Source organism: Actinomadura roseirufa, assembly GCF_900659635.1.
Classification (GTDB): domain Bacteria; phylum Actinomycetota; class Actinomycetes; order Streptosporangiales; family Streptosporangiaceae; genus Spirillospora; species Spirillospora roseirufa.
Window position 1 is genome coordinate 1 of sequence record NZ_CAACVB010000123.1, and the last position, 23,208, is coordinate 23,208.

24 protein-coding genes are annotated in these 23,208 nt (G+C 74.5%); 15 read left to right on the plus strand and 9 right to left on the minus strand.

Annotation, left to right across the window (positions count from 1 at the left end):
• The 5 genes from E1291_RS45390 to E1291_RS24110 form a co-directional block, all read right to left on the minus strand.
• Positions 1–380 (minus strand): urease accessory UreF family protein (locus E1291_RS45390; protein WP_278045281.1); only part of this gene is annotated, 380 nt, incomplete at its 3' end.
• Complete coding sequence (gene ureC / locus E1291_RS24095) at positions 377–2,101, minus strand: urease subunit alpha (protein ID WP_131740251.1); 1,725 nt, start codon at positions 2,099–2,101, stop codon at positions 377–379. The genes E1291_RS45390 and ureC, both read right to left, overlap by 4 nt.
• Positions 2,098–2,547: an urease subunit beta gene (gene ureB, locus E1291_RS44130; RefSeq protein WP_131740252.1), complete on the minus strand. Its 450-nt coding sequence runs from the start codon at positions 2,545–2,547 to the stop codon at positions 2,098–2,100. Before ureB ends, ureC begins: the two co-directional genes overlap by 4 nt.
• A gap of 90 nt (positions 2,548–2,637) precedes the next feature.
• On the minus strand, positions 2,638–2,949 hold the full coding sequence (locus E1291_RS44135) for an urease subunit gamma (RefSeq protein WP_131740253.1): 312 nt from the start codon (positions 2,947–2,949) through the stop codon (positions 2,638–2,640).
• 39 nt (positions 2,950–2,988) lie between these two features.
• Positions 2,989–3,969, minus strand: a complete 981-nt coding sequence (locus E1291_RS24110; protein ID WP_131740254.1) for an urea transporter — start codon at positions 3,967–3,969, stop codon at positions 2,989–2,991.
• Positions 3,970–4,206: 237 nt separating this feature from the next.
• Here E1291_RS24110 and E1291_RS24115 point away from each other — a divergent pair, with 237 nt between their 5' ends.
• A complete protein-coding gene (locus E1291_RS24115) occupies positions 4,207–5,418 on the plus strand; it encodes an ammonium transporter (protein WP_131740255.1) in 1,212 nt (403 codons plus the stop codon).
• Positions 5,405–7,348 (plus strand): APC family permease, encoded by a 1,944-nt coding sequence (locus E1291_RS24120; protein WP_242614342.1) that lies wholly within the window; start codon positions 5,405–5,407, stop codon positions 7,346–7,348. Before E1291_RS24115 ends, E1291_RS24120 begins: the two co-directional genes overlap by 14 nt.
• 10 nt (positions 7,349–7,358) lie before the next feature.
• Here E1291_RS24120 and E1291_RS24125 read toward each other — a convergent pair whose 3' ends face one another.
• Positions 7,359–8,165, minus strand: coding sequence for a GntR family transcriptional regulator (locus tag E1291_RS24125; RefSeq protein WP_131740256.1), 807 nt, complete (start codon positions 8,163–8,165; stop codon positions 7,359–7,361).
• Positions 8,166–8,359: 194 nt separating this feature from the next.
• On the opposite strand from E1291_RS24125, the gene E1291_RS24130 reads away from it, so the two are divergent.
• Positions 8,360–8,830, plus strand: a complete 471-nt coding sequence (locus tag E1291_RS24130; protein ID WP_131740257.1) for a cupin domain-containing protein — start codon at positions 8,360–8,362, stop codon at positions 8,828–8,830.
• A 73-nt stretch (positions 8,831–8,903) separates the two neighbouring features.
• On the opposite strand, the gene E1291_RS24135 is transcribed toward E1291_RS24130, so the two are convergent.
• Complete coding sequence (locus E1291_RS24135) at positions 8,904–9,266, minus strand: cupin domain-containing protein (RefSeq protein ID WP_131740258.1); 363 nt, start codon at positions 9,264–9,266, stop codon at positions 8,904–8,906.
• A gap of 307 nt (positions 9,267–9,573) precedes the next feature.
• Between E1291_RS24135 and E1291_RS24140 the strand changes: the two genes are divergently transcribed.
• Positions 9,574–10,614, plus strand: coding sequence for an SCO2583/SCO2584 N-terminal domain-containing protein (locus tag E1291_RS24140; RefSeq protein ID WP_131740259.1), 1,041 nt, complete (start codon positions 9,574–9,576; stop codon positions 10,612–10,614).
• Between the two features lie 60 nt (positions 10,615–10,674).
• Here E1291_RS24140 and E1291_RS24145 read toward each other — a convergent pair whose 3' ends face one another.
• Entirely contained in the window at positions 10,675–11,886 is a 1,212-nt protein-coding gene (locus E1291_RS24145) for a cytochrome P450 (protein WP_207400907.1), read from the minus strand.
• A 194-nt stretch (positions 11,887–12,080) separates the two neighbouring features.
• Here E1291_RS24145 and E1291_RS24150 point away from each other — a divergent pair, with 194 nt between their 5' ends.
• The 9 genes from E1291_RS24150 to E1291_RS24190 all read left to right on the plus strand — a co-directional run bounded on the left by E1291_RS24150 (position 12,081) and on the right by E1291_RS24190 (position 20,554).
• Positions 12,081–13,082 carry a 3-oxoacyl-ACP synthase III family protein gene (locus E1291_RS24150; RefSeq protein ID WP_131740260.1) on the plus strand — a complete coding sequence of 334 codons (1,002 nt, stop codon included), beginning with the start codon at positions 12,081–12,083 and terminating at the stop codon, positions 13,080–13,082.
• A gap of 2 nt (positions 13,083–13,084) precedes the next feature.
• Positions 13,085–13,867, plus strand: coding sequence for a glycosyltransferase family 2 protein (locus tag E1291_RS24155; RefSeq protein WP_131740261.1), 783 nt, complete (start codon positions 13,085–13,087; stop codon positions 13,865–13,867).
• A complete protein-coding gene (locus E1291_RS24160) occupies positions 13,864–15,078 on the plus strand; it encodes a cytochrome P450 (protein ID WP_131740262.1) in 1,215 nt (404 codons plus the stop codon). Before E1291_RS24155 ends, E1291_RS24160 begins: the two co-directional genes overlap by 4 nt.
• The gene (locus E1291_RS24165) at positions 15,075–16,589 is read left to right on the plus strand and encodes a class I adenylate-forming enzyme family protein (protein WP_131740263.1); all 1,515 of its coding nucleotides are present in this window, start codon (positions 15,075–15,077) and stop codon (positions 16,587–16,589) included. Before E1291_RS24160 ends, E1291_RS24165 begins: the two co-directional genes overlap by 4 nt.
• Positions 16,586–17,521, plus strand: coding sequence for an NAD-dependent epimerase/dehydratase family protein (locus E1291_RS24170; protein WP_131740264.1), 936 nt, complete (start codon positions 16,586–16,588; stop codon positions 17,519–17,521). The genes E1291_RS24165 and E1291_RS24170 overlap by 4 nt, the downstream gene beginning before the upstream one ends.
• A gap of 56 nt (positions 17,522–17,577) precedes the next feature.
• Positions 17,578–18,480, plus strand: a complete 903-nt coding sequence (locus E1291_RS24175; protein ID WP_131740265.1) for an alpha/beta fold hydrolase — start codon at positions 17,578–17,580, stop codon at positions 18,478–18,480.
• A gap of 80 nt (positions 18,481–18,560) precedes the next feature.
• Positions 18,561–19,211 (plus strand): NIPSNAP family protein, encoded by a 651-nt coding sequence (locus E1291_RS24180; protein WP_207400908.1) that lies wholly within the window; start codon positions 18,561–18,563, stop codon positions 19,209–19,211.
• 168 nt (positions 19,212–19,379) lie between these two features.
• A complete protein-coding gene (locus tag E1291_RS24185) occupies positions 19,380–20,279 on the plus strand; it encodes a hypothetical protein (RefSeq protein WP_131740267.1) in 900 nt (299 codons plus the stop codon).
• Positions 20,280–20,287: 8 nt separating this feature from the next.
• A complete protein-coding gene (locus E1291_RS24190) occupies positions 20,288–20,554 on the plus strand; it encodes a hypothetical protein (protein WP_131740268.1) in 267 nt (88 codons plus the stop codon).
• A gap of 56 nt (positions 20,555–20,610) precedes the next feature.
• On the opposite strand, the gene E1291_RS24195 is transcribed toward E1291_RS24190, so the two are convergent.
• Positions 20,611–21,924 (minus strand): MBL fold metallo-hydrolase, encoded by a 1,314-nt coding sequence (locus E1291_RS24195; protein WP_131740269.1) that lies wholly within the window; start codon positions 21,922–21,924, stop codon positions 20,611–20,613.
• Between the two features lie 83 nt (positions 21,925–22,007).
• Between E1291_RS24195 and E1291_RS24200 the strand changes: the two genes are divergently transcribed.
• Together E1291_RS24200 and E1291_RS24205 are read left to right on the plus strand one after the other, a co-directional pair.
• Entirely contained in the window at positions 22,008–22,823 is an 816-nt protein-coding gene (locus E1291_RS24200) for a GntR family transcriptional regulator (protein ID WP_131740270.1), read from the plus strand.
• On the plus strand, positions 22,820–23,208 hold a 389-nt coding region (locus tag E1291_RS24205; RefSeq protein ID WP_165495267.1), incomplete at its 3' end, for a TSUP family transporter. The genes E1291_RS24200 and E1291_RS24205, both read left to right, overlap by 4 nt.

Genomic DNA, 23,208 nt, shown 5'->3' on the forward strand with positions numbered 1-23,208 from the left:
GGCTGGAGTGACTGGAGTTCAGACGTGTGCTCTTCCGATCTGAACGCCGGACCCGCCAGGTCCAGCACCTGCCGCCCGGTGCGCGTCGAGGCCGTCCGCTGCTCCCGGCCGAGCTTGATCGCCTGGAGCGCGCGGTCGGCCGCGACGACGCCGTCCCAGTCGCCCGCCGTCACCGCCCGGTGCGCCAGCGCCAGCGCCGCCGCGTCGGCGGTGCCCGCCGCCCGCACCAGGCCGGCCACCAGGTCCCGGAGGGCGCCGCCCGCCGGCAGCCCCAGCTGGACGTGGCCCTCGATCCCGTGCGAGAGCGTGTACAGCCCGCTCGGGAAGCCGGAGTCGGTGAGCTGGAGCTGCGCGAGCAGCGGTTCGAGACCGGCGGTCATGCGATGAAGTACAGCCGGTTCAGCGGCAGCCGCTCGGCGGGCTCGATGGTGACCGGCTCCCCGTCGACGGTGACCCGGTAGGTCTCCGGATCCACCCTCACCTCCGCGAGCGTCGAGTTGCGCAGCATGTGCCGCTTGTCGACGGTGCGGCACTGCCGCACCGGCCGGATGATCCGCTCCAGCCCGAGCCGTTCCGGGACGCCCGCCGCGATGGCCGCGTCCGACATGAACGTCACGCAGGTCTCGCGCAGCGCGCGGCCGCAGGCGGCCCACCCGGGACGCAGGCGGACCGGCTGCGCCGTCGGCAGCGAGGCGTTCGGGTCGCCGGTCTGCGCCCACGAGATCAGCCCGCCCTTGACCACGAGGAACGGCTTGGCGCCGAACGAGTGGACCGGCCACAGCACGATGTCGGCGAGCCTGCCGTCCTCCAGCGAGCCGATCGTGTCGGCCATCCCGCTGGTGCGGGCCGGGTTGATCGTGAGCTTGGCCAGGTAGCGCAGCACGCGGTGGTTGTCGTTGCGGTCCGAGTCCTCGGGCAGCGGACCGCGCTTGTCCTTGCAGTGGTGCGCGACCTGGAACGCCCGGGTGAACGACTCGCCGACCCGCCCCATCGCCTGCGAGTCCGAGCCGATGATGCTGATGATCCCGAGATCGTGCAGCACCGTCTCGGCCGCGATGGTCTCGGCGCGGACGCGGCTCTCGGCGAACGACAGGTCCTCCGGGACGTCGTAGCTGAGGTGGTGGCAGACCATCGTCATGTCCAGCAGCTCGTCCGCCGAGTTCTTCGTGTACGGGAGCGTCGGGTTGGTCGAGGCGGGCAGCACGTTCGGCTCCGAGGTGATCCGCAGGATGTCGGGGGCGTGCCCGCCGCCCGCGCCCTCGGAGTGGTAGGTGTGGACGGCCCGGCCGTTGATCGCGCCGATCGTGTCCGCCACGAAGCCGGCCTCGTTCAGCGTGTCGGTGTGCAGGGCGATCTGCACGTCGTGGTCGTCGGCGACGCGCAGCGCGCAGTCGATGACCATGGGCGTCGTGCCCCAGTCCTCGTGCACCTTCAGCCCGCACGCGCCGGCCCGCAGCTGCTCGTCCAGCGGTCCCGGCAGGCTGCCGTTGCCCTTGCCGTAGACCGCGACGTTGATCGGGACGTCCTCGTAGGCCTGCAGGACGCGGGCGATGTTCCACGGGCCGGGCGTGCAGGTCGTCCCGCGGCTGCCGTCGGCCATGCCGGTGCCGCCGCCGATCAGGGTGGTGACGCCGTTGCTCAGCGCGTGCCGGGCCTGCTCCGGCGTGATGAAGTGGACGTGGCTGTCGAGCGCGCCCGGGGTGGCGACGAGGTTCTCCCCGGAGATCACCTCGGTGCCCGGTCCGATGATCAGCCGCCGGTCCACCGCGTCCTGGGTGTGCGGGTTGCCGGACTTGCCGATCCCGGCGATCCGGCCGTCCTTGATCCCGATGTCGCCCTTGACCACGCCCAGCACCGGATCGATGATCACGGCGTTGGTGATCACGGTGTCCAGCGCCGTCGTGGCGTTGAGCGAGGCCGGGTCCGCGGACATGCCGTCCCGGGCCGTCTTGCCGCCGCCGTACTGCGACTCGTCCCCGTAGTGGCCCTCGCAGTGGTCCTTCTCCACCTCCACGACCAGGTTGGTGTCGCCGAGGCGGAGGCGGTCGCCCACGGTGGGGCCGTACATGCTCGCGTACTTCGCGCGGGAGATCGAGGTCATCGCCGGTCGCCCTCCGTCCCGCCGGGCCGCTCGTGCGTCCCGCCCGACCCGGCCGAGTCGCCGGAGCCGCCGTCCTCGGGCTCGTCGAGATACCCGCGCGCCCGCATCCTGGCGAGCGCCTCCTCCCGCGCGGCGGCGGAGCGGATGCTCCCGTTGAGCAGGCCGCCGAACCCGATGATGCGCATCCCGCCGCCGTAGGCGACCAGCCGCACCCGCTTGGTGTCGCCCGCCTCGAACCGCACGGCGGTCCCGGCGGGAATGTCCAGCCGCATCCCGAAGGCCCGCGTCCGGTCGAACCGCAGCGCCCGGTTGACCTCGAAGAAGTGGAAGTGCGAGCCGATCTGGACGGCGCGGTCGCCGGTGTTGTGCACGGTCAGCGTCTCCGCGTGGCGCCCGGCGTTGATCTCGATGTCCCCCGGCGCGTAGATGTAGACGTCATCGGCCATGGCGGGCCGCCCCCCTCAAGCGTTCGTCCCCGGGTTCGCGCGCGGCGCCGTGTGGTGCAGCGCCGTGTGGTGGCGCGGGGCGCCGGGGCGTCATGACCCGCCGCCGACGGGGTCGTGGCAGGAGACGAGCTTGGTGCCGTCCTCGAAGGCGGCCTCGACCTGGATGAGCTTCATCATCCCCCGCACGCCGGGCAGCACGTCGTCCGGTCCGACGACCCGCTTGCCCAGCTCCATGCAGTCCGCGACGGACCTGCCGTCCCGGGCCGCCTCCACGATCGTGGAGCTGATCAGCGCCACCGCCTCCCCGTAGTTGAGCTTCAGCCCGCGCGCCCGGCGTTTCTCGGCCATCTCCGCGACGACGAAGACGAGGAGTTTGTCGATCTCTCGTGGTGTCAGGTTCATCTGGGTCCTCTCATGCCCGGGGCCGGCGCGGCCCGGTCCTCAGCCCGGCCGGCGGAGGGCGGACAGGTAGGGGACGGCGGCCAGGAACACCCAGGTGACCAGCACGAACGGCCAGGTCAGGGTGTGGCCGCCGACCACGGTGAACAGGTTGCTGAGCCCGGCGGTCAGCGCCGCGGCGGTCGCCGCGCCCACCGCCGCGTAGGCGAGGCCGGCGGGGGACCGCACGAGGAAGGTCCCCACCAGCGCGATCCCCGTGAGCACGGCGTTGTACCCGTACAGGCCGGCGCCCAGGTCGGCCGCCTGCGCGCCGAGGAACCAGCCGACCAGCAGCCCGAGCACGCTCGCCGCGGCCGCCGCGGCGGCGGCCACCGGACTCGCCACCGCCAGCCCGGCCAGGAAGATCAGCCCGACGTACCAGCGGTCCTGGAAGAACACCTGGCCGAGCCCGTTGAGGCCGCCGTGCCAGAAGTCGTGCCAGCTCATCGCGGTACCGGGGTCGGACGCCGACGGCGGCGCCGCTCCGGCGTGCCGGTCCCAGACCCGCGCGTAGGACGGCCCGCCGATCACCATCACCAGCGTCACCACGCAGAACGGCGCGGTGAAGGGCGGCAGGTCGTACGGCTTGAGCAGGACGGTGAGCGCCGAGGTCAGCACGCTCCCGGCGACCGCCCCGCCCACGACGAGGGCGGCGGTCATCCAGCTCACGCCGAGGTAGAGCACCAGGGACACCCCGATCAGCGTCCCGCAGTACCCTTCGAGCCCCGTCGTGAGCCGGCCGGGGGACGAGCCCAGCAGGTAGGCGGTCAGCGTGGCGGCGGCGGTGCCGAGCAGCCCGAAGGCGCCGAACCGCCAGCCGCCCGCGAACAGCGCGGCGACGAAGAACAGCCCCGTCCATTGGTTCGGCTGGAACTCGACCTGGGCCACGCCGCGCAGGATCGACAGGCACGCGTCCAGGGCCCGGCGCACGGCCGGGGGCCGCCGTTCCCCGGCGCTCTCGCCCGCGGACGGCGCCGGCGGCATGGCGGCCCTCCCCTCGGGCGGCGGTGATCACGGTGGTGATCACGGCGGTGGACGGTGAGCGCCGCCAGTGCGGACATTTCCCCGGTGCTCACCTCGTAAAAATGAGGATTCGTCAACGATTGACCAAGGTCGTTCCGGTGGAGTTTCGTGCCGCGCGGCGGGCGAAACATAGGGAAATAGCGCTCGTCCCGGCCCGGCCTCGACGGCCGGAGTGGCAAATTGGGCGAAAGGTATAAATTGTCGTCCGGTCTCAATACCGGTGATTCCGCCTGGCTGATGGTGAGCACCGCGATGGTGCTGCTGATGACGCCCGGTCTCGCCTACTTCTACGGCGGCATGGTCCGTTCGAAGAACATGCTGACGATGCTCTACATGAGCTTCATCAGCATCAGCCTGGTGACCGTCGTCTGGTTCCTCTACGGGTACGGCCTCGCCTTCGGCCCGGACGCGGGCGACGCCGGTCTCATCGGCTGGGGCGACTGGCGGCTCGGCCACGTCGGGCCGGACGCGCTCCAGGGGCGGATCCCGGAACAGATCTTCGCCTGCTTCCAGCTCACCTTCGCGATCATCACGGTCGCGCTGATCAGCGGATCGATCGCGGGCCGGGCCCGGTTCGGGCCGTGGATCTGCTTCGCCGTCGTGTGGGTGACGCTCGTCTACCTGCCCGTGGCGCACTGGGTGTTCGCCGACTCCGGATGGCTCAACGAGTGGGGCGTCATGGACTTCGCCGGCGGCCTGGTCGTCGAGCTGAACTCCGGCATCTCGGGGCTGGCCATGGCCCTGGTCCTCGGACCCGGGCTCGCGTTCCGGCGCCGGGAGGGCCCGCGGCCGGGCAACATCCCGTTCGTCATGCTCGGCCTCGGCCTGCTGTGGTTCGGCTGGTTCGGCTTCAACGCCGGGTCGGCGCTCAGCGACGGCGCCCTCGCCACCCGGGCGTTCGTCAGCACGATGATCGCGGGTTGCGCGGGGATGCTGACCTGGCGGCTGGTGGAACGGCTCCGGCTCCGCCACATGACCAGGCTGGGCTCGGCCAGCGGGGCGCTCGCGGGACTGGTGGCCATCACCCCGTCCTGCGCGTTCGTGAGCGTCGAGGGCGCCTTCGCCATCGGCGTCGTCGCCGCCGTCGTCTGCACCTACGCGGTGGAGTTGAAGCTCGTCGCGGGCTATGACGACACCCTCGACGTCACCGGGATCCACGGCGCGGGCGGGATCGTGGGCGTGGTGTCGCTCGGCTTCCTCGCGACCGGCTGGGAGAAGGGCAGCGCCGGCCTGTTCTACGGCGGGTCCGTCGCGGTGCTGGGCAGGCAGGTCGTCGCCGTCCTCGCCGTGGGGGCGTACGCGTTCGCCGTCACGTTCGTGATCGGCAAGGTCATCGACCGGCTGCTCCGGATGCGCATGACCGACGAGGAGCAGATCAGGGGAACGGACGCCGGTTTTGCCGAGGGCTGAGACCGGCCGCGCCGGACCCGGCGGCGACGGCTCCGGGGACGGGCCCGGCGCCCGGTCCGGGGACGGCGCCTCGGCGTTCGCGCCGGACCGTGCCCTGGTGCACGCGCGCGGCCTGCTGGCCGGGACGCGCGAGCCGCGGCTCCAACGGCGGCACGGCGAGGGGGACAAGAGCCACCTGACCAGCGTCCAGGGCCTGGTCGCGCTGTCGCTGGACGCGCTCAGCTCCGTCGCCTACGGGCCCGAGGCGATCGCCCTGGTGCTGGTCACCGCCGGGGTCGCGCGGGTCCGGCTGACGCTGCCGGTCACCCTGGTCATCACGGTGCTCCTCACCGTCCTGGTCGTGTCGTACCGGCAGGTCATCGCCGTCCACCCGGACGGCGGCGGCTCCTACGCGGTGGCGCGCGACAACATTGGCCCGCGCGTCGGGACGCTGGCCGCCGCCGCGCTGGTCGTCGACTACGTGCTCACCGTCGCGGTCAGCCTCGCCGCGGGCGCCGCGACCCTCGCCTCGGCCTTCCCCGATCTGCTGCCCTACCTGCTGGAGACGTCCCTGGCGGTGCTGGCGGTGCTGACCGCCGTGAACCTGTACGGCATCGCCGAGAGCGCCCGCTTCCTGATGACGCCGACCCTGCTGTTCATCGCGGCCGTCCTCGGCGTCATCGCCGCCGGGCTCGTGCGGTCCGGGCCGGTGGCGACCGTGGGCGGCGGGGTCGCGCCGCACGCGCACGAGGCGCTCGGGATCATGCTGCTGCTCAAGGCGTTCTCGTCCGGTTGCACGGCGCTGACCGGCGTCGAGGCGATCGCGAACGGGGTCCCGGTGTTCCGGGAGCCGCGGGTCCGGCGGGCGCAGCGCACCGAACTGATGCTCGGCGCGCTGCTCGGCGTGATGCTGGTCGGCCTGGCCCTGCTGATCCGCCGCGACGAGGTCGTTCCGCGGACCGGCGTGACGATCTTCGCCCAGCTCACCGCCGGGGCCTTCGGCACGGGGTGGCCCTACCGGGCCGCGAGCGTCATCGTCGCCGTCGCCCTGGCGCTGGCCGCCAACACGAGCTTCGGGGGCCTGCCGGTGCTGCTCAGCCTGCTGGCCAGGGACCGCAGGCTGCCGCGCCTGTTCGCGCTGCGCGGCGAGCGCCCGGTGCACCGGTACGGCGTGCTCGCCGTGGCCGTCGTCGCCGCGGTGCTGCTGGTCGCCGTCGACGCGCGGACGCACCGCCTGCTCCCGCTGTACGCCATCGGGGTGTTCACCGGGTTCACGATCAGCCAGACCGGGCTCGTGCTGCACTGGGCGCGGCTGCGCCCGCCCGGCTGGACCCGCAAAGCGCTGCTGAACGGCACCGGCGCGGTCCTCACCGCGGTCGCCACGCTGGTGCTGCTGATCACCAAGTTCACCGAGGGCGCCTGGGCGGTGGCCGTCGTGATCCCGCTGCTGGTCCTGCTGTTGCGCCGGGTCCGGCGCTACTACGACCGCGTCGCGCGGGAGCTCGGGTTCGGCCGGGTGCCCGCCGAGCGGCCCCGGCCGTCGGAGGACGCGCGGCTGGTCATCCTGCCCGTGGACGAGCTGAGCGCGGTGACCGCGTTCGCGCTGAGCACGGCGCTCGGCCTCGGCGGGGAGGTCAGGGCGCTGTCGGTCGCCGCCGACGAGCGCGCGGCCGGCGTCCTGCGCGAGCGGTGGGAGCGCTGGGACCCCGGCGTGCCCCTGGAGATCCTGCGCAGCCCGCGGGAGACGCGGATCCGGCCCGTCGTCGACCACGTCCGGCGGATCGCGGCCCGGGACGGCCGGACGGTCGTCGTGCTCGTCCCGACGATCGAGTCGAGCCGTCCCCGGTACCGCTTCCTCTACGACCAGTGGAGCCTGCTGCTGGCCGAGGCGCTGCGCGAGCGCGTGCCCGGCGTGCTCATCTGCCTGCTCCCCTACCGCGTCACGGCGTGACGCGGCCCGGTCAGAACTCGTCGAGGGCGCCGACCTGCCCGATGGGGAAGATGTGGCGGTTGGCCGAGCAGACCGTCTCCAGCGTGTGGATCGGGGTCCCCTCGGTGGAGAAGGACGCCCGCAGGATCTGGACGATCCACTCGCCCGGGTCGAGCCGCAGGGTCTCGGCCTCGAACGGGGTGGCGGGACGCGCGGTCAGCGTCTCCTCGGCGTGGCCGAACGCGTAGCCCAGCGCCTCGATCGCCGCCTGGAGCGTCGGGCGGACGAAGTCCGGCTCGGCGATGCGCGTCCCGCGGAAGAGGTCGCCGCGGAAGAAGGACGTCGCGATGCGCACGGGCACCTCGTTGGCGGTCATCATCTTGCGCCGGGCGATGACCTCCTCGCCGGGCTCGACGTGCAGGCAGGCCGCGGTGTGCTCGCCGGCCGGCTCCGGGCCGACGTAGAGCATCCGCCGCCCGGCGGCGACGCCCTGGCGCTCGGCCTCCACCAGGAACAGGGAGGCCGAGCCGCGGGTGGCGGGGTCGGTCGGCAGCGCCCGCTGGACGATCACGGGCGGCCCCTGGGTGGCCGGGCACGCGGGCGCCTTGGCGAGGGGGCCCTTGCGCGGCTGGGACACCCGGCCCGGCACGACGCCGAGCGCTCGGGCGATCTCCTCGTTGCTGTGGCCCGCCTCCCGGGCCTCGGCGATGGCGCCGCGCCGGATGCGCGCGGCCTCCTCGGTGATTCCCTGTTGCTCCGTCATCGCGCGGGTGATCGCGCGGGCGCGTTCGATCGGATCGGCGATGGGGAAGATGTCGCGAATGGTCGTCAGGTCCACGAGAGGGGTCTCCGTAGTCGGCGCGGTACTACCGCTTCCAGTCTTGCAGCACATCCTGTGAACGTGCGCTCACTTGCCGCTACTTCTCTGACCGGCAGTGGACCGAGAATCTCAGCAATCCGCCCGCCGTTCCCTTGACGTTCGCCGCCCCGCCTGCTGAGGGTGAGGGTAGGGCCAGGTGAAAGGGGGATCACATGGCACACGAGATAGTCGCGCGGAAGGCCGCCGAGGGGGACGCCTTCTGGCTTCTCGGGGGCCTCTACGAGGTCAAGGTCGCGAGCGCGGAGACCGACGGGGCCATGGTCGTCATGCAGATGACCGTCCCGGAGGGCATGGGCCCGCCGCCGCACACCCATCCGGGCGCCGAGACCGTGTACGTGCTGGACGGCACCTGCAGGTTCCGCATCGGCGAGGACACGGTCGAGGGCGGCCCGGGCTCGGTGTTCCATCTGCCCGCGGGGGTCCTGGAGACCTTCGAGCCGGTCGGGACCGCGCGCGTGCTCTCCGTGTACACGCCGGGCGGCGACATCGACCGGTTCTTCGCGGAGGTGGGCGAGCGGGCGCCCGTGCGGGCGCTGCCGCCGCCGTCCGAAGAGCCCCCGGACGTCGGACGGATGATCGCGGTCGGTGCGCGCTACGGCATCGACATGAGGCTGCCCGGATGAGGAACGCTCATGGCGCGGCATTGCGCCGCGCCATGAGCGTGTCTGCTCGGGTCTTCCTCAGGCGGCCCCCGCCTCAGTTGGGCTTGGCGTAGTCGGCGACCTCGCCGAAGTCGTAGGCGACGCACGTCTCGTTGCCGAGCACCTCGGCGTCGTGCCCCGGCTCTACCAGGTAGACCTCGCCCGGGCCGATGTCGCGCTGCTCACCGTCCGCCATCGTGATCCGCAACCGGCCCGACGCGACGAAGCCGAAGTGCGCGGTCTCGCACAGGTCGGTGCCCACGACCGGCCTGACGTTGACGGTCCACCGCCAGCCGGGCTCGAACTCCGCGCGGAACGCGGTCCGGGCGCCCAGCTCCAGCAGCTCGACCTTGCCCTTCTCCTTGAACTGGCGCGTCTCGTCCGGCTTCTCGAAACTCTTGACCTCTATCTGCGTCATCGCGGTCCTCCCGAGAGCTCCGCGGCCTCCACGCGCCCGGACTCGGCCATGGCAGGGGGGACGCGCACGGTCGGGACGCCGCGCGCGGGCGGCCGTCCGTCCTTCCCCGGCCTCCGCTGACACGTCCGGCGCGAACACGTCCGGCACGAACACGTCCGGCACGAACACCGCGGCCCGGGGACCTGTCCCTTCCCACGTTACGCCGCCCGTCCCACCGGCCCCAGCCCCCCGGTGCCCCGGCCGGGCGCCCGCGGCACCGGGGGAGTCGACTAGCCTGGGCCCACCCTCCCCCGCCCCGGAGAGATCGATGCCCGCAGATGCCGACGAGCCCCTGTTCGACGACGATTTCGTCAGGGGCGCCGCGTTCACCGAGCCGTCCGCGCAGGAACGCCTCGGCCCGCCGCCCCCGGCCCGCCGCGGCGGCCACGCCAGGGGCGGCCTGCGCCGTTTCCGGGTCCGCCCGCCCCGGTGGAACCGCCGGACCCGGGATCCGAGCCACCGCCGGGCCGTCCTGCAGGTGGTCGCCGGGGTGGCGGTGCTGCTGCTGATCTCCACCGGCCTGTGGTGGTGGAACAGGCCCGGCCGCGGGGACGGCCTGGAGGACGGCGCGCGCATCGTCCAGATCGGCCCCGGCGGGCCCGCGCCCGCCCCGGGCGCGGCCGACCCGTTCGCCGGGTCGCCCGCGGCGCAGTTCGCCGAGGGCCAGGCGGGACTGGAGACGCCCGCGCCCGTGGCGGTGAACGGCCTGTCGGAGGCCGACATGGCGCTCGCCGGCGTGCGGGTCCGCAGGCTGCTCATCACCGGGAACCTCGATGCGAACACGGTCTTCCAGCGGCGGGCCGACGCGTTCGCGCAGGCGCTCGACCCGGACCAGCGCCGCGACTTCACCCGGGATCTCGACCGGCGCGGCGAGCGCAACACCCGGCGGTGGACGACGGCGTTCGCGCCGGGCAGCGCCGAGCCGGCCACGGGCGTGATCAAGGTGCACGGCACGATGACGGCGGGCCCCGGCGAGCGTCGGGGGGTGCGCGGCGCGACCGTGCGGACCGACCACCTGTTCGTCTACGCCGTCCGGCTGCCGGGAGGGACCGGCGCCGTGACGCGCGAGGTCGTCCGCCGCGTGACCGAGGTCTTCGTCCACAAGGAGGGTTCGGCGCTGAAGCTGTGGCTCGTGCGGTCCGAAGCCTCCGCCGCGCCTGCGGGCTGTGACCCCGGCGACGGCTTCGTCCACCCCACCTACGACACCGCTCCGGGCGGCGGCGCACCGTCCGGACGGCCCGCAGACCCCTACGACCAGACCGCCCCGATCTCCCCGGACCGGGGCTGCGCTCCCGTCACACGCGTCTGACCAGGACGTGTTCGCCAGGTCTCGTTCTCCGCGTGACAGGAAGGGGCCCATGGGCCCGGCTCAGGCGAGCGTGACCCGCAGCCCCGCGTAGGCCGGGACGAGGACGCGGCGCGCGGGCCGCCGGGAGACGACGCGGTACGGGCGGCCCGCGGCGAGCAGAGTCCCCAGCATCCGGGCGGCCTGCGTGCGGGCGACGGCCGCGCCGAGGCACAGGTGGCGGCCGCCGCCGAACCACAGTTGCCGGGTCTCCGGCACGTACGGACGGCGGACGTCGAAGGGCCCCGCGCCGTTGGTGGCGAGATAGGTCAGCAGCAGCACCCGCTCGCCCGCGCGCAGGGTCCGGCCGCCGACCTCGGCGTCCCGCGTCACGTGCCGGCCGATCACCGGCGCCGGTGCGGCGACGCGCAGGCCCTCGCGCACCGCGTTGCCGAGCAGCGCCGGGTCGGCGAGCAGCGCGCCCTGCTGCCCGGTGTTGTGCAGCAGCGCCGCGGTCCGCACCGTGCCGGACGCGCCGGTCTCGGTCCCGGCGATCACCAGCAGGGTGGCGAGGCCGCGGGCGAGCGGCAGCCCGAGGTCCATCTCCCGGCAGCGGCCGAGGAGCGTGCCGGGCCCGCCGGTCGCGTACGCGCGGGGGACCCCGGCGGTGATCGTCTCGATGATCGCGCGGGCCCGTGCCACCGTCGCCGGGGACAGTTCGGTCGAGGCGGTGCTGCCGATCGCCAGCGTCGCCAGCCGCTCCCCGGCGGCGAACAGCCGCCGGTACGCCTCGTCCCCGGCGGGGCCGTCCGGCGCGCGGCCGTCCGGGCCGGGGGCGAGGCCGAGCAGGTCGGCGACGAGCCGTCCGGCCAGGACGCGGGCGGTGTCGGCGACGTCTACCTCCTCGCCCGCGGCGAGGCGGCGGGCGAGGGCGGCGTGGTGGGCGCCCTGCGCGCGCTCGACCAGGGTCCGGGCGGCGTCCTCGGTGAACAGGTCGCGGGCGCGGGTGCGGACCTCCGCGTGCCCGGCGCCCCCGAAGAACCGCCCCATCTCGGGCCCGAACAGCTGCGTCCACAGGTGCCCGACCCCGCCCTCGCCGTTCATGCCGAAGGCGGCGCCGTCGTTGAGGACGCGGCGGGCCAGCACAGGGTCGGTCACGATCCAGCCGAGCCGGGGCACGCGCGCGATGGGACCGGCGTGCCGGGCCGCCTGGAGGAGCGCGTAGAGGCCGCGGTTGCCCGCCCACAGCAGCCGGGCCTCGTGCCGGGCCGCGTTCTTGATCTCCGTGCTGGTCACCCCGTGATTGTGCCGCGCGGCCGCCCCGGGCGGACAGGGCGATTCCCCTCAGAGGGGATGAGTGGTAGTACTCACGGCGAACAGGGTTACAACCCCCAGGTCAGGTTCCGTAGTGTCTCCCTGTCCGGGGCCGGTCACGGCCCGCGAGCCTGGGGCGGACGGAGAGAGCCCGAGGAACCGGGGGGACCCAGCCGATGAGAGCCCGCATCACCGCCGTCGCGGCGCACCTGCCCGCGCGCACGCTCAGCAGCGCCGAGGTCGAGGCCCGCGTCGCCGCCGGGGGAGGCGGGTACCGGCCGCGCCCCACGATCGTCGAGCGGATGACCGGGATCCGCGCCCGGCACGTCATGGCCGACGGCGAGCAGGCGTCCGACCTCGCCGTGGCCGCCGCCCGCCGCGTCCTGGCCGAGCGGGACACGCCCGCGCGCCGGATCGACCTGCTGATCTTCGGGTCGGCGTCGCAGGACCTCGTGGAGCCCGCCACCGCGCACATCGTCGCGGCCAAGCTCGGCGCCTCCTGCCCCGTCTTCGACGTCAAGAACGCGTGCAACAGCTTCCTGAACGGGCTCCAGACGGCGGACGCGCTGATCCGCACCGGGCAGTACGAGCGCGTCCTGGTGTGCACGGGCGAGAGCCCGTCCCGCGCGATCCGCTGGAAGGTGCGCGACCGCGCGCAGTTCGCGGACGCGTTCGCCGGGTACACGCTGTCGGACGGCGGCGCCGCGATTCTCGTCGAGGCCGCCCCCGACGGCGGGATCTTCTACCGGGACTTCGCCGCCGTCTCCGGCGCGTGGCGGGCGGGCACCCTCCCCGGCGGCGGGTCCATGCACCCCCGCGACCCCGAGCACTCCTACTTCAGCGGCGACGGCCGGCTGCTCAAGGACGCGTTCGTCGCGGGCGGCGCCGAGCTCTTCGACACCGCCCTGAAGAAGACCGGCCTGATCTGGGACGACTTCGCCGTCGTCGCCGTCCACCAGGTGACCGTCCCCTATCTGGAGCTGCTGCGCGCCGCCCTCGGCGTCCCGGCTGACCGGCTCGTCCCGACGCTGCCCGAGCACGGCAACCTCGCCTCGGCGAGCCTGCCGTTCCAGCTCGCCACCGCGCTCGCGGACGGCCGCTGCGGACCCGGCGACCGCGTCGCGCTCGTCGGGCTCGCGGGCGGGATCAGCCTCGGCGTCGTCTTCGCGGAGCTGTGACCATGGTGACCGCACCCTCCGCACAGCCCGCCGCGCGCCTGTGGATCGTCGTTCCCGCCTACGACGAGGAACGCTCCATCGAGGCCACGCTGCGCGGCCTCGCCGCCCAGACCGACACCGCCTTCACGCTGGTCGTGGTCGACAACGGCAGCACCGACGGGACGGCCGGCGTCGTCCGCGCGTTCGCCGCGGCGCACCCGGGACTCGACGTCCGGCTCGTCGCCGAGCCGCAGAAGGGCACCGGCGCCGCCGCCGACACCGGCTTCCGGCACGCCATCGCCGCCGGGGCCACCCACCTCGCCCGCACCGACGCCGACTGCCTGCCGCACCGCGGCTGGGTCGCGGCGGTCCGGCGCGCGTTCGGCGACGGGCTGGAGATGGTCAGCGGGCCGCTGCGGCCGCGCACCGACGAGTTCCCGCTGCGGCTGTGGGAGCGGCGGCTGCTGCCCGCCGTCGTCGCGGGCGCCGCGCTCTTCGGCCGGTTCCGCCCCGGCAACCAGGACCCCCTCTACCTCGGCCCGTACGTGATGATGCCCGGCTGCAACCTCGCCATCACCGCCGAGCTGTACGAGCGGGCGGGCGGGTTCCCCCGCACCCGCATCGAGGACGTCCACGAGGACCGCGCCCTGGTCAACCGGGTCCGGTACGTGACCCCGGCCTACGGGCTGCGCAAGGACGTCCTCGTGTACGGGTCGGTGCGGCGCCTGCGCGCGTTCGGCCTGGTCAGAACCCTCGGCTGGTACGCCGACCACCGTTACCGGCCCGCGGTGGTGGACGTCCGGTGAACTGGGAGAGCCGCCTCTACCTGACCGCGCACCCCGTCGCCTACCCGCTGCTGCGCGCCGCCGCCCGCGGCGGCCCGTGCGTGCGCGTGCCGGGCGTCGGCGTCGTCGTGAACGACGCGTCCCTCGCCCGCGGCGTCCTCATGGACGGCGACGCCTTCCGCAAGGACGGACCGGGTTCGCCCGGCGAGCTGTGGACGCCGGTGCTGGGCCCGTCCGTGCTGCTCAACATGGAAGGGGACGCGCACCTCGCGCTCCGCCGCCGCCTCGCCGGCCTGTTCACCCCGTCCTACAGCGCCGAGCTGAGCGCCCGCGTGCTGGCCGGGCCGCTGGACCGCCTCGCCCGCCGCCTGACGCGCGGCGCGGCCGTCGACCTGGTGGACGCCTCGCGGGTCATGGCCGCCGCCGTCATCGGCGAGGTCATCGGCCTGGAGACCCGCACCGAGGACGCCTACCGCGACCTGTTCGAGCAGGGCGAGCGGATCGTGTCGATGGTGTCGCTGCGGACGCGCGGGCTGTCCCGGTCCCAGGTGGCCCGGGCCCGCGCGGTGCTGGACCCGCTCGGCGACATCGCCGCCCGCTCCTACGCCGCCGGGGACGAGAAGACCGTGATGGGGCGCATGCGCGCGCTCGGCCTCTCGGTGGACGAGGCACGCGGCGCCGCGGGCGCGTTCTTCCTCACCGGCACCGAGACCGTGGCGACGCTGCTGCCGCGGCTGGTCGCGCTGCTGGCCGACTCCGGGCAGCTCGCCCGCGTCGCCGCCGGGCCGGACGCGCTGCTCACCCGCGCCGTGGACGAGGCGATGCGGGTGGCCACGCCGACCCCCGTGATGCTGCGCAGCGTGCACCGCCGCACCCGCGTCGGCGGCGTCGAGGTCCGGCCGGGCGACCGCGTCCTGATCGCCACCCACAACTGCTGCCGCGCGCACGGCCCGTTCGACCCGGACCGCCCGCACCCGCCCGAGCTGCGGCGCCTCTGGTTCGGCGCGGGCCCGCACTTCTGCATCGGCTACCCGCTGGCCATGGCGGAGATCCGGCTGATGGCCCGCGCCGTCCTGAGCGCGGCGCCGCTGACCATCACCCGCCGGAAGGCGGCCCGGCACGTCCTCATCCCCACCTACGAAGTCCTCGCCGTCCGCTCCCAGGCCGCGCCGCTCCCCGCGGCGGCGCGGCTTGGGAGCGAGGACGGCCGACCGGAGAGGGGCGCGGCATGACGCTCGTCCGGCAGATGCTCGACCAGGCGGCCCGGACCCCGCGAGCCGTGGCGCTGGTGGCCGGCGACGGCGCCCAGCTGACCTACGGGGACCTGCGGAAGCGGGTGCTGGCCGTCCGCCACGGGCTGCTCTCCCACGGGCTCCGGGAGGGGGACGGGGTGCTGTTCTCCGTGCGCCCCTCCCCGGAGGCGCTGGTCCTCGCGCTCGGGGTCGTCGCCGCCGGGGGCGTGGTGGTGTTCGCCGACCCGGGCGCCGGCCCGGAGATGTTCACCGCGCGGCTGCGGCTGGCGCGCCCGCGCTGGTCAGCGGCTGAGTCGGCGCTGTACGCGGGCAGCCGGCTGCGCCCCGTCCGGGCGTACGCGCGGCGGCGCGGGCTGCTGCTGCCGAACCTGGCCGACCTGCGAGTGCCGGGGGAGGGACCGATGCGGCACGTGCACGTCGGCCGCCGCCTGCCGGGCGTCCCGCGCGGATCGCTCGCGTTCGCCGACCTGGCCCGCGGGGACGCGCCGGAGCCCCCGCGCGACGCCGACCCCGACGCGCCCGCCGCCGTCATCTTCACCTCCGGGACCACCGCCGCCCCGCGCGCCGTCGTCCACACCCAGGGGTCCCTCGCGGCGGCGCTCGGCCTGTTCCGGGACGTGCTGCCGCTCGGCCCCGGCGACGTCGTCCACACCGACCAGCTCATGCTCGGGCTGCCGACGCTGATCTCCGGCGCGCGCTGGTCGATCCCGCCGCTCGGCTGCCCGCCGGCCCGGTTCGCCGGGCTGCTGCGCGAGCGCGGCGCCACGCACACCTTCTGCGTCCCGGTGCACCTCGCCGAGATCCTGGACGCGGCACCCGTCCTGCCCGCCGCGCTGAAGTACGTCCTGCTCGGCGCGGCGCCCGCGCCCGCCGGGATCCTGCGCCGCGCGGTCGAGGCGGCGCCGTCGGCGCGGGTCCTGTCGGTGTACGCGATGACGGAGATCCTCCCCGTGGCGATCGCGTCCGCGGCGGACAAGCTGGCGCACACCGCCTCCGGCGCCGGCGGCGACCTGCTCGGCGTCCCGCTGCCCGGCGTCGGCGCCCGCCTCGCCACCGACGGCGAGCTGCTGCTGTCCGGGCCGAACCTGTGCCGGGGCTACCTCGGCGCGGAACCGCTCACCGAGCTGCCCACCGGCGACCTCGCCCGGCTGGACGGGGACCGCCTCATCCTCGCCGGCCGCAAGAAGGACATGCTGATCCGCGGCAAGTTCAACCTCTACCCGGGCCTGTACGAGCCCGCGATCGCCGCGCTCCCCGGCGTCGCCGAGGCCGCCCTCGTCGGCGTCGCCGACCCCGAGTCCGGGGACGAGGAGGTCGTGCTCGCCGTGGTGGGCGCCGGCGACCTGCCCGCCCGGCTGCGCCGCGCCCTGCCCCGCGTGATCGACCACGACGCCCTCCCGGACCGGATCGTCGTCCTGCCGGAGCTGCCGCGCTCCGGCCGGACCCGCAAGCTGGACCGCGCGCGGCTCCGGGAACTGGTGACGCCGTGAGGGTCGCGGTGACGGGGGCGTCCGGTTTCGTCGGCGGAGCCGTGTGCCGCGCGCTCACCGCCCGAGGCGGCACGGTCTTCGCGTTCGGCCGCCGCCCCACCGTCCCCGCCGCTCATCTGGGCGGCGCCCGGTACCGGACGTGGGACCTCACCACCGGACCGCTCGCGGACGCCCCGGACGTGGACGCGGTGATCCACTGCGCGGGCGCCGTCACCGACTGGGGCCCCGCCGCCGCCCTGTTCGCCGCCAACCTCACCGGCACCCGCACCGCCCTGGCCGCCTTCCCCGGCACCCGGTTCGTCCACGTCAGCACGGCCAGCGTGTACGACCCGTTCCGGCCGAACGTCATGGTCACCGAGGACGAGGCCCCCGTCGCGCGGTACCTGAACGCCTACGGCGCGTCCAAGGCCGCCGCCGAGCGCGCCGTCCTCGCCGACCCGCGCGCGGAGGCGATCGTCCTGCGCCCGCACGCCGTCTACGGCCCCGGCGACACCACGCTCCTGCCGCGCGTCCTGTCGGCCGTGCGGGGGCCGCTGCTGCCCGCCGCCGGGACCGGCCGGCAGCGCGTCAGCCTGACCTCGGTCGCCAACCTCGTCCAGGCGTGCCTGCTCGCCGCCGCCGGGCCGGCCGGGTCGGGCGTGTTCAACATCGCGGACGCGTCCCCGGTCGTGATCGGCGCGGCGCTGCACGCGATCCTGCGCGAACGCGGGATCGCGGCCCGGCCGGTGTACCTGCCCGCGGCGCTGGCGCGGCCCGCCGCCGCCGCGCTGGAGGGCGCGTTCCTGCTGGCCCGCCGCCCGGGGCCGCCGCGCGTCACCCGCTACGCGGTCGGCCACCTCGCGGTGGAGCGCACCCTCGACATCACCGCCGCCCGCGAGGTCCTCGGCTACCGCCCGCACGCGACGTCGTTCGCCGGGGCCGCGGCCTGGTGAACCGCCACGGCGGACGCCGCCGATGAGTTCCGCGCGCGCGGACGGTCTGCCCCGGCATGACGGAAACGAGCACGGAGAAGATCGTCAAAGCGAACGGGGTGGAACTGTGCGTCCGCACCCACGGCGACCCCGGTGACCCGCCGGTCCTGCTGATCGGCAACTCGATGCTCAGCTGGCCCGAGGCCCTGTGCGAGCGGCTGGCCGCGGTGCGCCGCTTCGCCGTCCGCTACGACCTGCGCGACACCGGCCGCTCCACCGCGGCCGACCCCGAGTCCCCCGGCTACACGCTGCGCGACCTCGTCGCCGACGCCGCCGGCCTGCTGGACGCCCTCGGCCTGCCCGACGCCCACGTCGCCGGGTTCGGCGTCGGCGGCTGGATCGCCCAGCTCCTCGCCCTCGACCACCCCAGCCGGGTCGCGACCCTCACGCTGATCGCGACCCGGCCGACCGCTCCCGGCCCGAGCGACCCCGACCTGCCCGAGCACGCCCCGGCGCTGATGGCGCACTTCACCACCCGGCCCGCGGTGGACTGGACGGACCGCGCGTCCGTCGTCGCCTTCATGCTGGCGAACGCCCGGCACCTCGGCGGCGCCGCCTTCGACGAGGCCGAGGCGCGCGCGGCCATCGAGCGGATCCACGACCGGACGATGGCCTCCGGCCCCGGCCTCGACCCCGGCAAGGCGCACCGCGCCGACCAGATGGCGATCACGTTCGCCGCGCTGGACTGCGGCGACCGGTGGCGGGAGCGGCTCGGTGAGATCACCGCGCCGACCCTGGTGGTCCACGGCGAGGACGACCCGTTCTTCCCGCTCGGCAACGGCCGTGCCCTCGCCGCGGAGATCCCCGGCGCGGAACTGCTCGTCCTGCCCGGAGTCGGCCACGAACTGCCCCGCCGGGCCTGGGACGCCCTCGTCCCCGCCCTCCTCCGGCACACCGCGACCGCGGGAGCGGCCCCCTGAGCGGCCCTGGCCCGATCCTGCCGAACGATGGCCCGCCCGCCCCTCCCGGGCGGGCCGCGCGGCCGGTGATGCTGGCCGCCATGAACGTGATCGAACTTCGTCAGTACCGAATGCGTCCCGGACGGACCGGCGAGCTCGTCGAGCTGTTCGAGCGGGAGTTCGTCGAGCCGCAGGAGGCCGCGGGCATGACCGTCCTCGGCCAGTTCCGCGACCTCGACGACCCCCACCGGTTCGTGTGGCTGCGCGGCTTCGCCGACATGACGGCACGCGGCCGGGCCCTGCCCACCTTCTACGACGGCCCGGTGTGGGCGGCGCACCGCGACAGGGCCCGGGCGACGATGGCCGACTCCTCCGACGCGCGCCTGCTCCGCCCGCTCGGCGCGGTCGCCCTCCCGCGCCACCGGCCGCCCGTCGGCGCCCCGCCCCCGGACCGCTTCGTCGCCGTCACGCTCTGGTCGTTCCGGGACGCCCTGCCCGACGCCGAGCCGCAGATGCGGGAGAAGGTCGTGCCGCTGTTCGGGCCGAGCGCCCTCGCGCTGGCCTCGCTGGACGCGGACAACAACTTCCCGCGCCTGCCCGTCCGCACCGGCGACGGGCACGTCGCGGTCATCACCCGCCACCCCGGCGAGGACGACTACCGCGCCGTCCGGGCATCGATCGTGCTGCCGGAGGGAATCCCCGAACCGGCCGTCCTGCGGCTGGCTCCCACCCCTCGATCCCTGCTGCGCTGAAACCTCGCGACCCCGCCCCCAGACCGTCCGCGACGCCACGGGCCGCCTCCTCGCCCGAGTCCCGATCCGTCCGGAGACAATCTGGCGACACTCTGTGACGTAACTAACACGTTCGGTCATTCAATAGTGTCGGTATCCAATGGGGGTCCGGCCGTAACTTTCCGTGACATGGTCACAGTCGCCCACGAAGCCCCAGGACAGATCGTCCGCGACAACCCCGAAGTGGTCGCCGATTTACTGCGCGCCGCGTTCGACATCGAGGTACCGGACGACGCCATCATCAAGAACACCTCGGAGGACTTCACGCAGATCGTTCCCGCCGCCTACCGCGCCGACAGCGCCGTCGAGTTCTACGAGGGCTCCTCCGGCACGACGTCCCTGGCCGTCATCGTCGAGACCCAGCTCAAGAAGGACGTCGACAAGGTTTACAGCTGGCCCGTCTACGTGGCCGCGCTACGAGCCAAGCTCCGCTGCCCGAGCCTCCTGGTCGTCGTCTGCCCCCGCCGGAACGTGGCCGAATGGGCGCGCCTCCCCATCGACACCGGCCACCCCGGCTACGCCCTCGCCCCCCTCGTCCTCGGCCCCGGCACGACCCCCTTCATCACCACCCCCGCCCAGGCGGCCCAGCACCCCGAACTGGCCGTCCTGTCCACGATCGCCAACGTCACCGAGCCCGACGCGGAGGCCATGGAGATCACCCACGCCGCCCTCGCCACCTTGGAGAACAAGGAGGGCGAGAAGGCCGACCTGTACCATGATTTGGTGCTCGCCTCGCTCCCGAGGGCCGCCAAGAAGATCCTGGAGGAGCTCGTGAAGACCGGTACCGCCGACTACAAGTTCAAGAGCGACGTCTTCCTTCGCCACCGGGCCATAGGTGAGGCCATAGGTGAGGCCCGCGGCGAGGCCCGTGGCGAGGCCAAGATGGTGCTCAAGGCGCTGGAGGCGCGTGGGTTCGAGGTCTCGGAGGAGGTGCGTGAGCGGGTCCTGGGTTGTGCGGATGAGGAGCAGTTCGGGGTCTGGCTCACGCGGGCGATCAGCGCCGACTCGGTCGACGAGATCTTCGGCTGAGTGCTCGGATGGCTGGTACCTCGGACTACAAGTTCAAGAGCGACGTCTTCCTTCGCCACCGGGCCATAGGTGAGGCCATAGGCGAAGCACGGGCTTGGGCCCGGGCCGAGCTCCGTGGTCGGGCCAAGGCGGTGCTCTGGGCGCTGGAGGCGCGGGAGTTCGAGGTCTCGGAGGAGGTGCGTGAGCGGGTCATGGGTTGTGTGGATGAGGAGCAGCTCGTTTCGTGGCTGACGCGCACGATCACCGCCGGGTCTCTCGATGAGGTCTTCGGCTGAGCGCTCTGAGACGGGAGTAGGGGCGCCCCGGGTATGACCGGGGCGCCTTTCCGTGGTCAGGTGGGGAAGTCGTCGTCGATGAGGATGACGTCGCGTCCGGCGCGGTCGAGGAGGCTCGCGGCTATGGACGCGCGGAACCCGCTCATGCAGTGCACCCAGATCCGGCCGGGCGGGACCTCGGCCATCCGGTCCTCCAGCGCGTGCAGGGGGATGTGCGTCGAGTCCGGTAGGGCCCCGGCGGCGCGCTCGTCGTCGCGGCGGACGTCCAGGACCGTCGCGCCCGCCGGGATCTCGGCGAACGTGGCCGTGCGGTAGGAGCGCAGCCGGTCCGCGGCCGCGAGGTCGGCGGGGGCGCCGACCGCGGCGCCGGCCGGGCGGTCGACGCCGATGCGGACGAGCTGGCGCTGCGCGTCCGCGACCTGGCGGGCGCTGTCGCCGACGAGGGTCAGCGGGACGCCGGACGGCAGCAGCCAGCCGAGGTAGGTGGAGAAGTCGCGGCCGAGCTCGACGCCGACGGTACCTGCCACGTGCTCGGCGGCGTAGGCGGTGCGGTCGCGCAGGTCCACCACCCATTCGCCGTCGATGATCCGCTCGGCGAGGCCGTCCGGTGTCACCGGGGACGGCGGCGACAGGTCGGCGGGGCCCGCGCCGGCGAGGTTCCGCGCGCCCATGTGGGCGTAGTAGCGGGGGTAGGCGGTGAGCCCGGCGACGAGGCGCCTGACGAACGCGTCCTCGTCCGGTTCGGTGAGCGCGTCGTTGCGGCGCCGTTCCCGGCCGATCGTGGCGACGGACCCGCCGCCCGCGATCGACCCGGACGAGCAGAAGCTCCCGAACCCGTGCGTCGGGTAGACGCGCGCGTCGTCCTCGCACAGGTCGGCCAGCAGCCGGGCGGAGCGGAACTGCGCGCGGCTCAGCTCCTCGGTGCGGGCGGGGTCGACGAGATCGGTGCGGCCGACGCTGCCGTACAGCAGGGACCCGCCGGTGAACACGGCGGTCTCGCCGGCGCCGTGGCCGACGACGTAGGCCAGGTGGGTGTCGGTGTGACCGGGCGTGGCGACGACCCGGACCCTCAGGTCGCCCGCCCGGAGCTCGTCCCCGTCGGCGACGGGGCGCCGGTCGAAGGCCACCGGTTCGGCCGCCGTCACCGCGTAGAGCGCGCCGGTGGTGCGGGCCAGTTCGAGGCCGCCGGAGACGTAGTCGTTGTGGACATGCGTCTCCAGGACGAGCGCGCAGCGCAGGTTCCGCTCGTCGAGGACGCGCCGGACCCGGTCCAGGTCGTGCTGGGGGTCCACGACCACCGCGAGCCCGCCGTCGTGCGCGACGTAGCTGCGGTCGCCCAGTTCCACCGTCTCGATGATCTCGACGTCCATGTCCCGCCCCTCGATTGCACAAAAGTCCGAATGTACGTACATTATCAGGGACATCGCAGGTGGCAGCAGGGGGGACGAGCCTGATGGGCACAGCCGGCTCCGGGGCCCGGCCCGTCGACCGGTCGAGCGCGCTTCCGTTGTGGGCCCAGGTGCACACCGATCTCGGGCGGCGGCTGGCGGCGGGCGAGTTCCAGCGGGTGTTCCCGGGCGAGCTGGCGCTGGTCGCCGAGTACGGCGTCAGCCGGCACACCGTCCGGGAGGCGCTGCGGCGGCTGCGCGCCGAGGGCGTGGTGGTCGCCGAGCGCGGGCGGGCGCCGCGGCTGGCCGAGCCCGCCGAGATCGAGCAGCCGCTCGGCGCCCTGTACAGCCTGTTCGCCTCGGTGGAGGCGGCGGGGCAGCACCAGCGCAGCGTCGTCCGCGTGCTGGACGTCCGCGCCGACGGGGTGGTGGCCGCGCGGCTCGGGCTGGAGGAGTCCACCCCGCTCCTTCATCTGGAGCGGCTGAGGCTGGCCGACGAGGAGCCCCTCGCGCTGGACCGGGTGTGGCTGCCCGAGCGGATAGGGCGTCCGCTGCTGGACGCCGACTTCGCCCACACCGCGCTGTACGACGAGTTGTCCGCCCGGTGCGGCGTGCGTCCGACGGCGGGCCGCGAGCACATCCGCGCGGTCGTGCCGACGTCCGCGGAGCGGCGGCTGCTCGGCGTCGAGCCGGGCGTCGCCGCGTTCGCGATCGACCGGCTCGCCTCGCACGGCGCGCGGCCGCTGGAGTGGCGCCGCACGCTGGTCCGCGGTGACCGTTTCGCCGTCGTCGCCCAGTTCTCCGCCCGCGCCGGGTACGAGCTGACCGTGGCGGGCGCCCCGCGGCGGCGGCGCGTCGCGGCCGGCCGGGCGCCCGCGTGACGCTCGTCCCCACGCTGCTCCTCGGCGTGCTCATCGGCGGCGTGCTGGGTTCCCTCGGTGGGGGCGGCGCCGTCCTGACCGTGCCGGCCCTGGTCTACGTTCTCGGACAGGACGCGCGTGACGCCACCACGGCGAGCCTGGTCATCGTCGGGCTCACCGCCGCGTTCGGGACGGCGGGGCACGCCCGCGCGGGCCGCGTCCGCTGGGGCACCGGGGCGCTGTTCGGGGTGGCGGGCGCCGCCGCGGCCGTCGCGGGAACGATGCTCAACCGGCGGCTGGACCCCGACCTGCTGCTGCTCGGGTTCGCGGCGCTGATGGCCGCCGCCGCGTCGGGGATGCTGGTGCGGTCCGGCGACGGCGAGGAGGGGACGGCGCGGGACGGCGG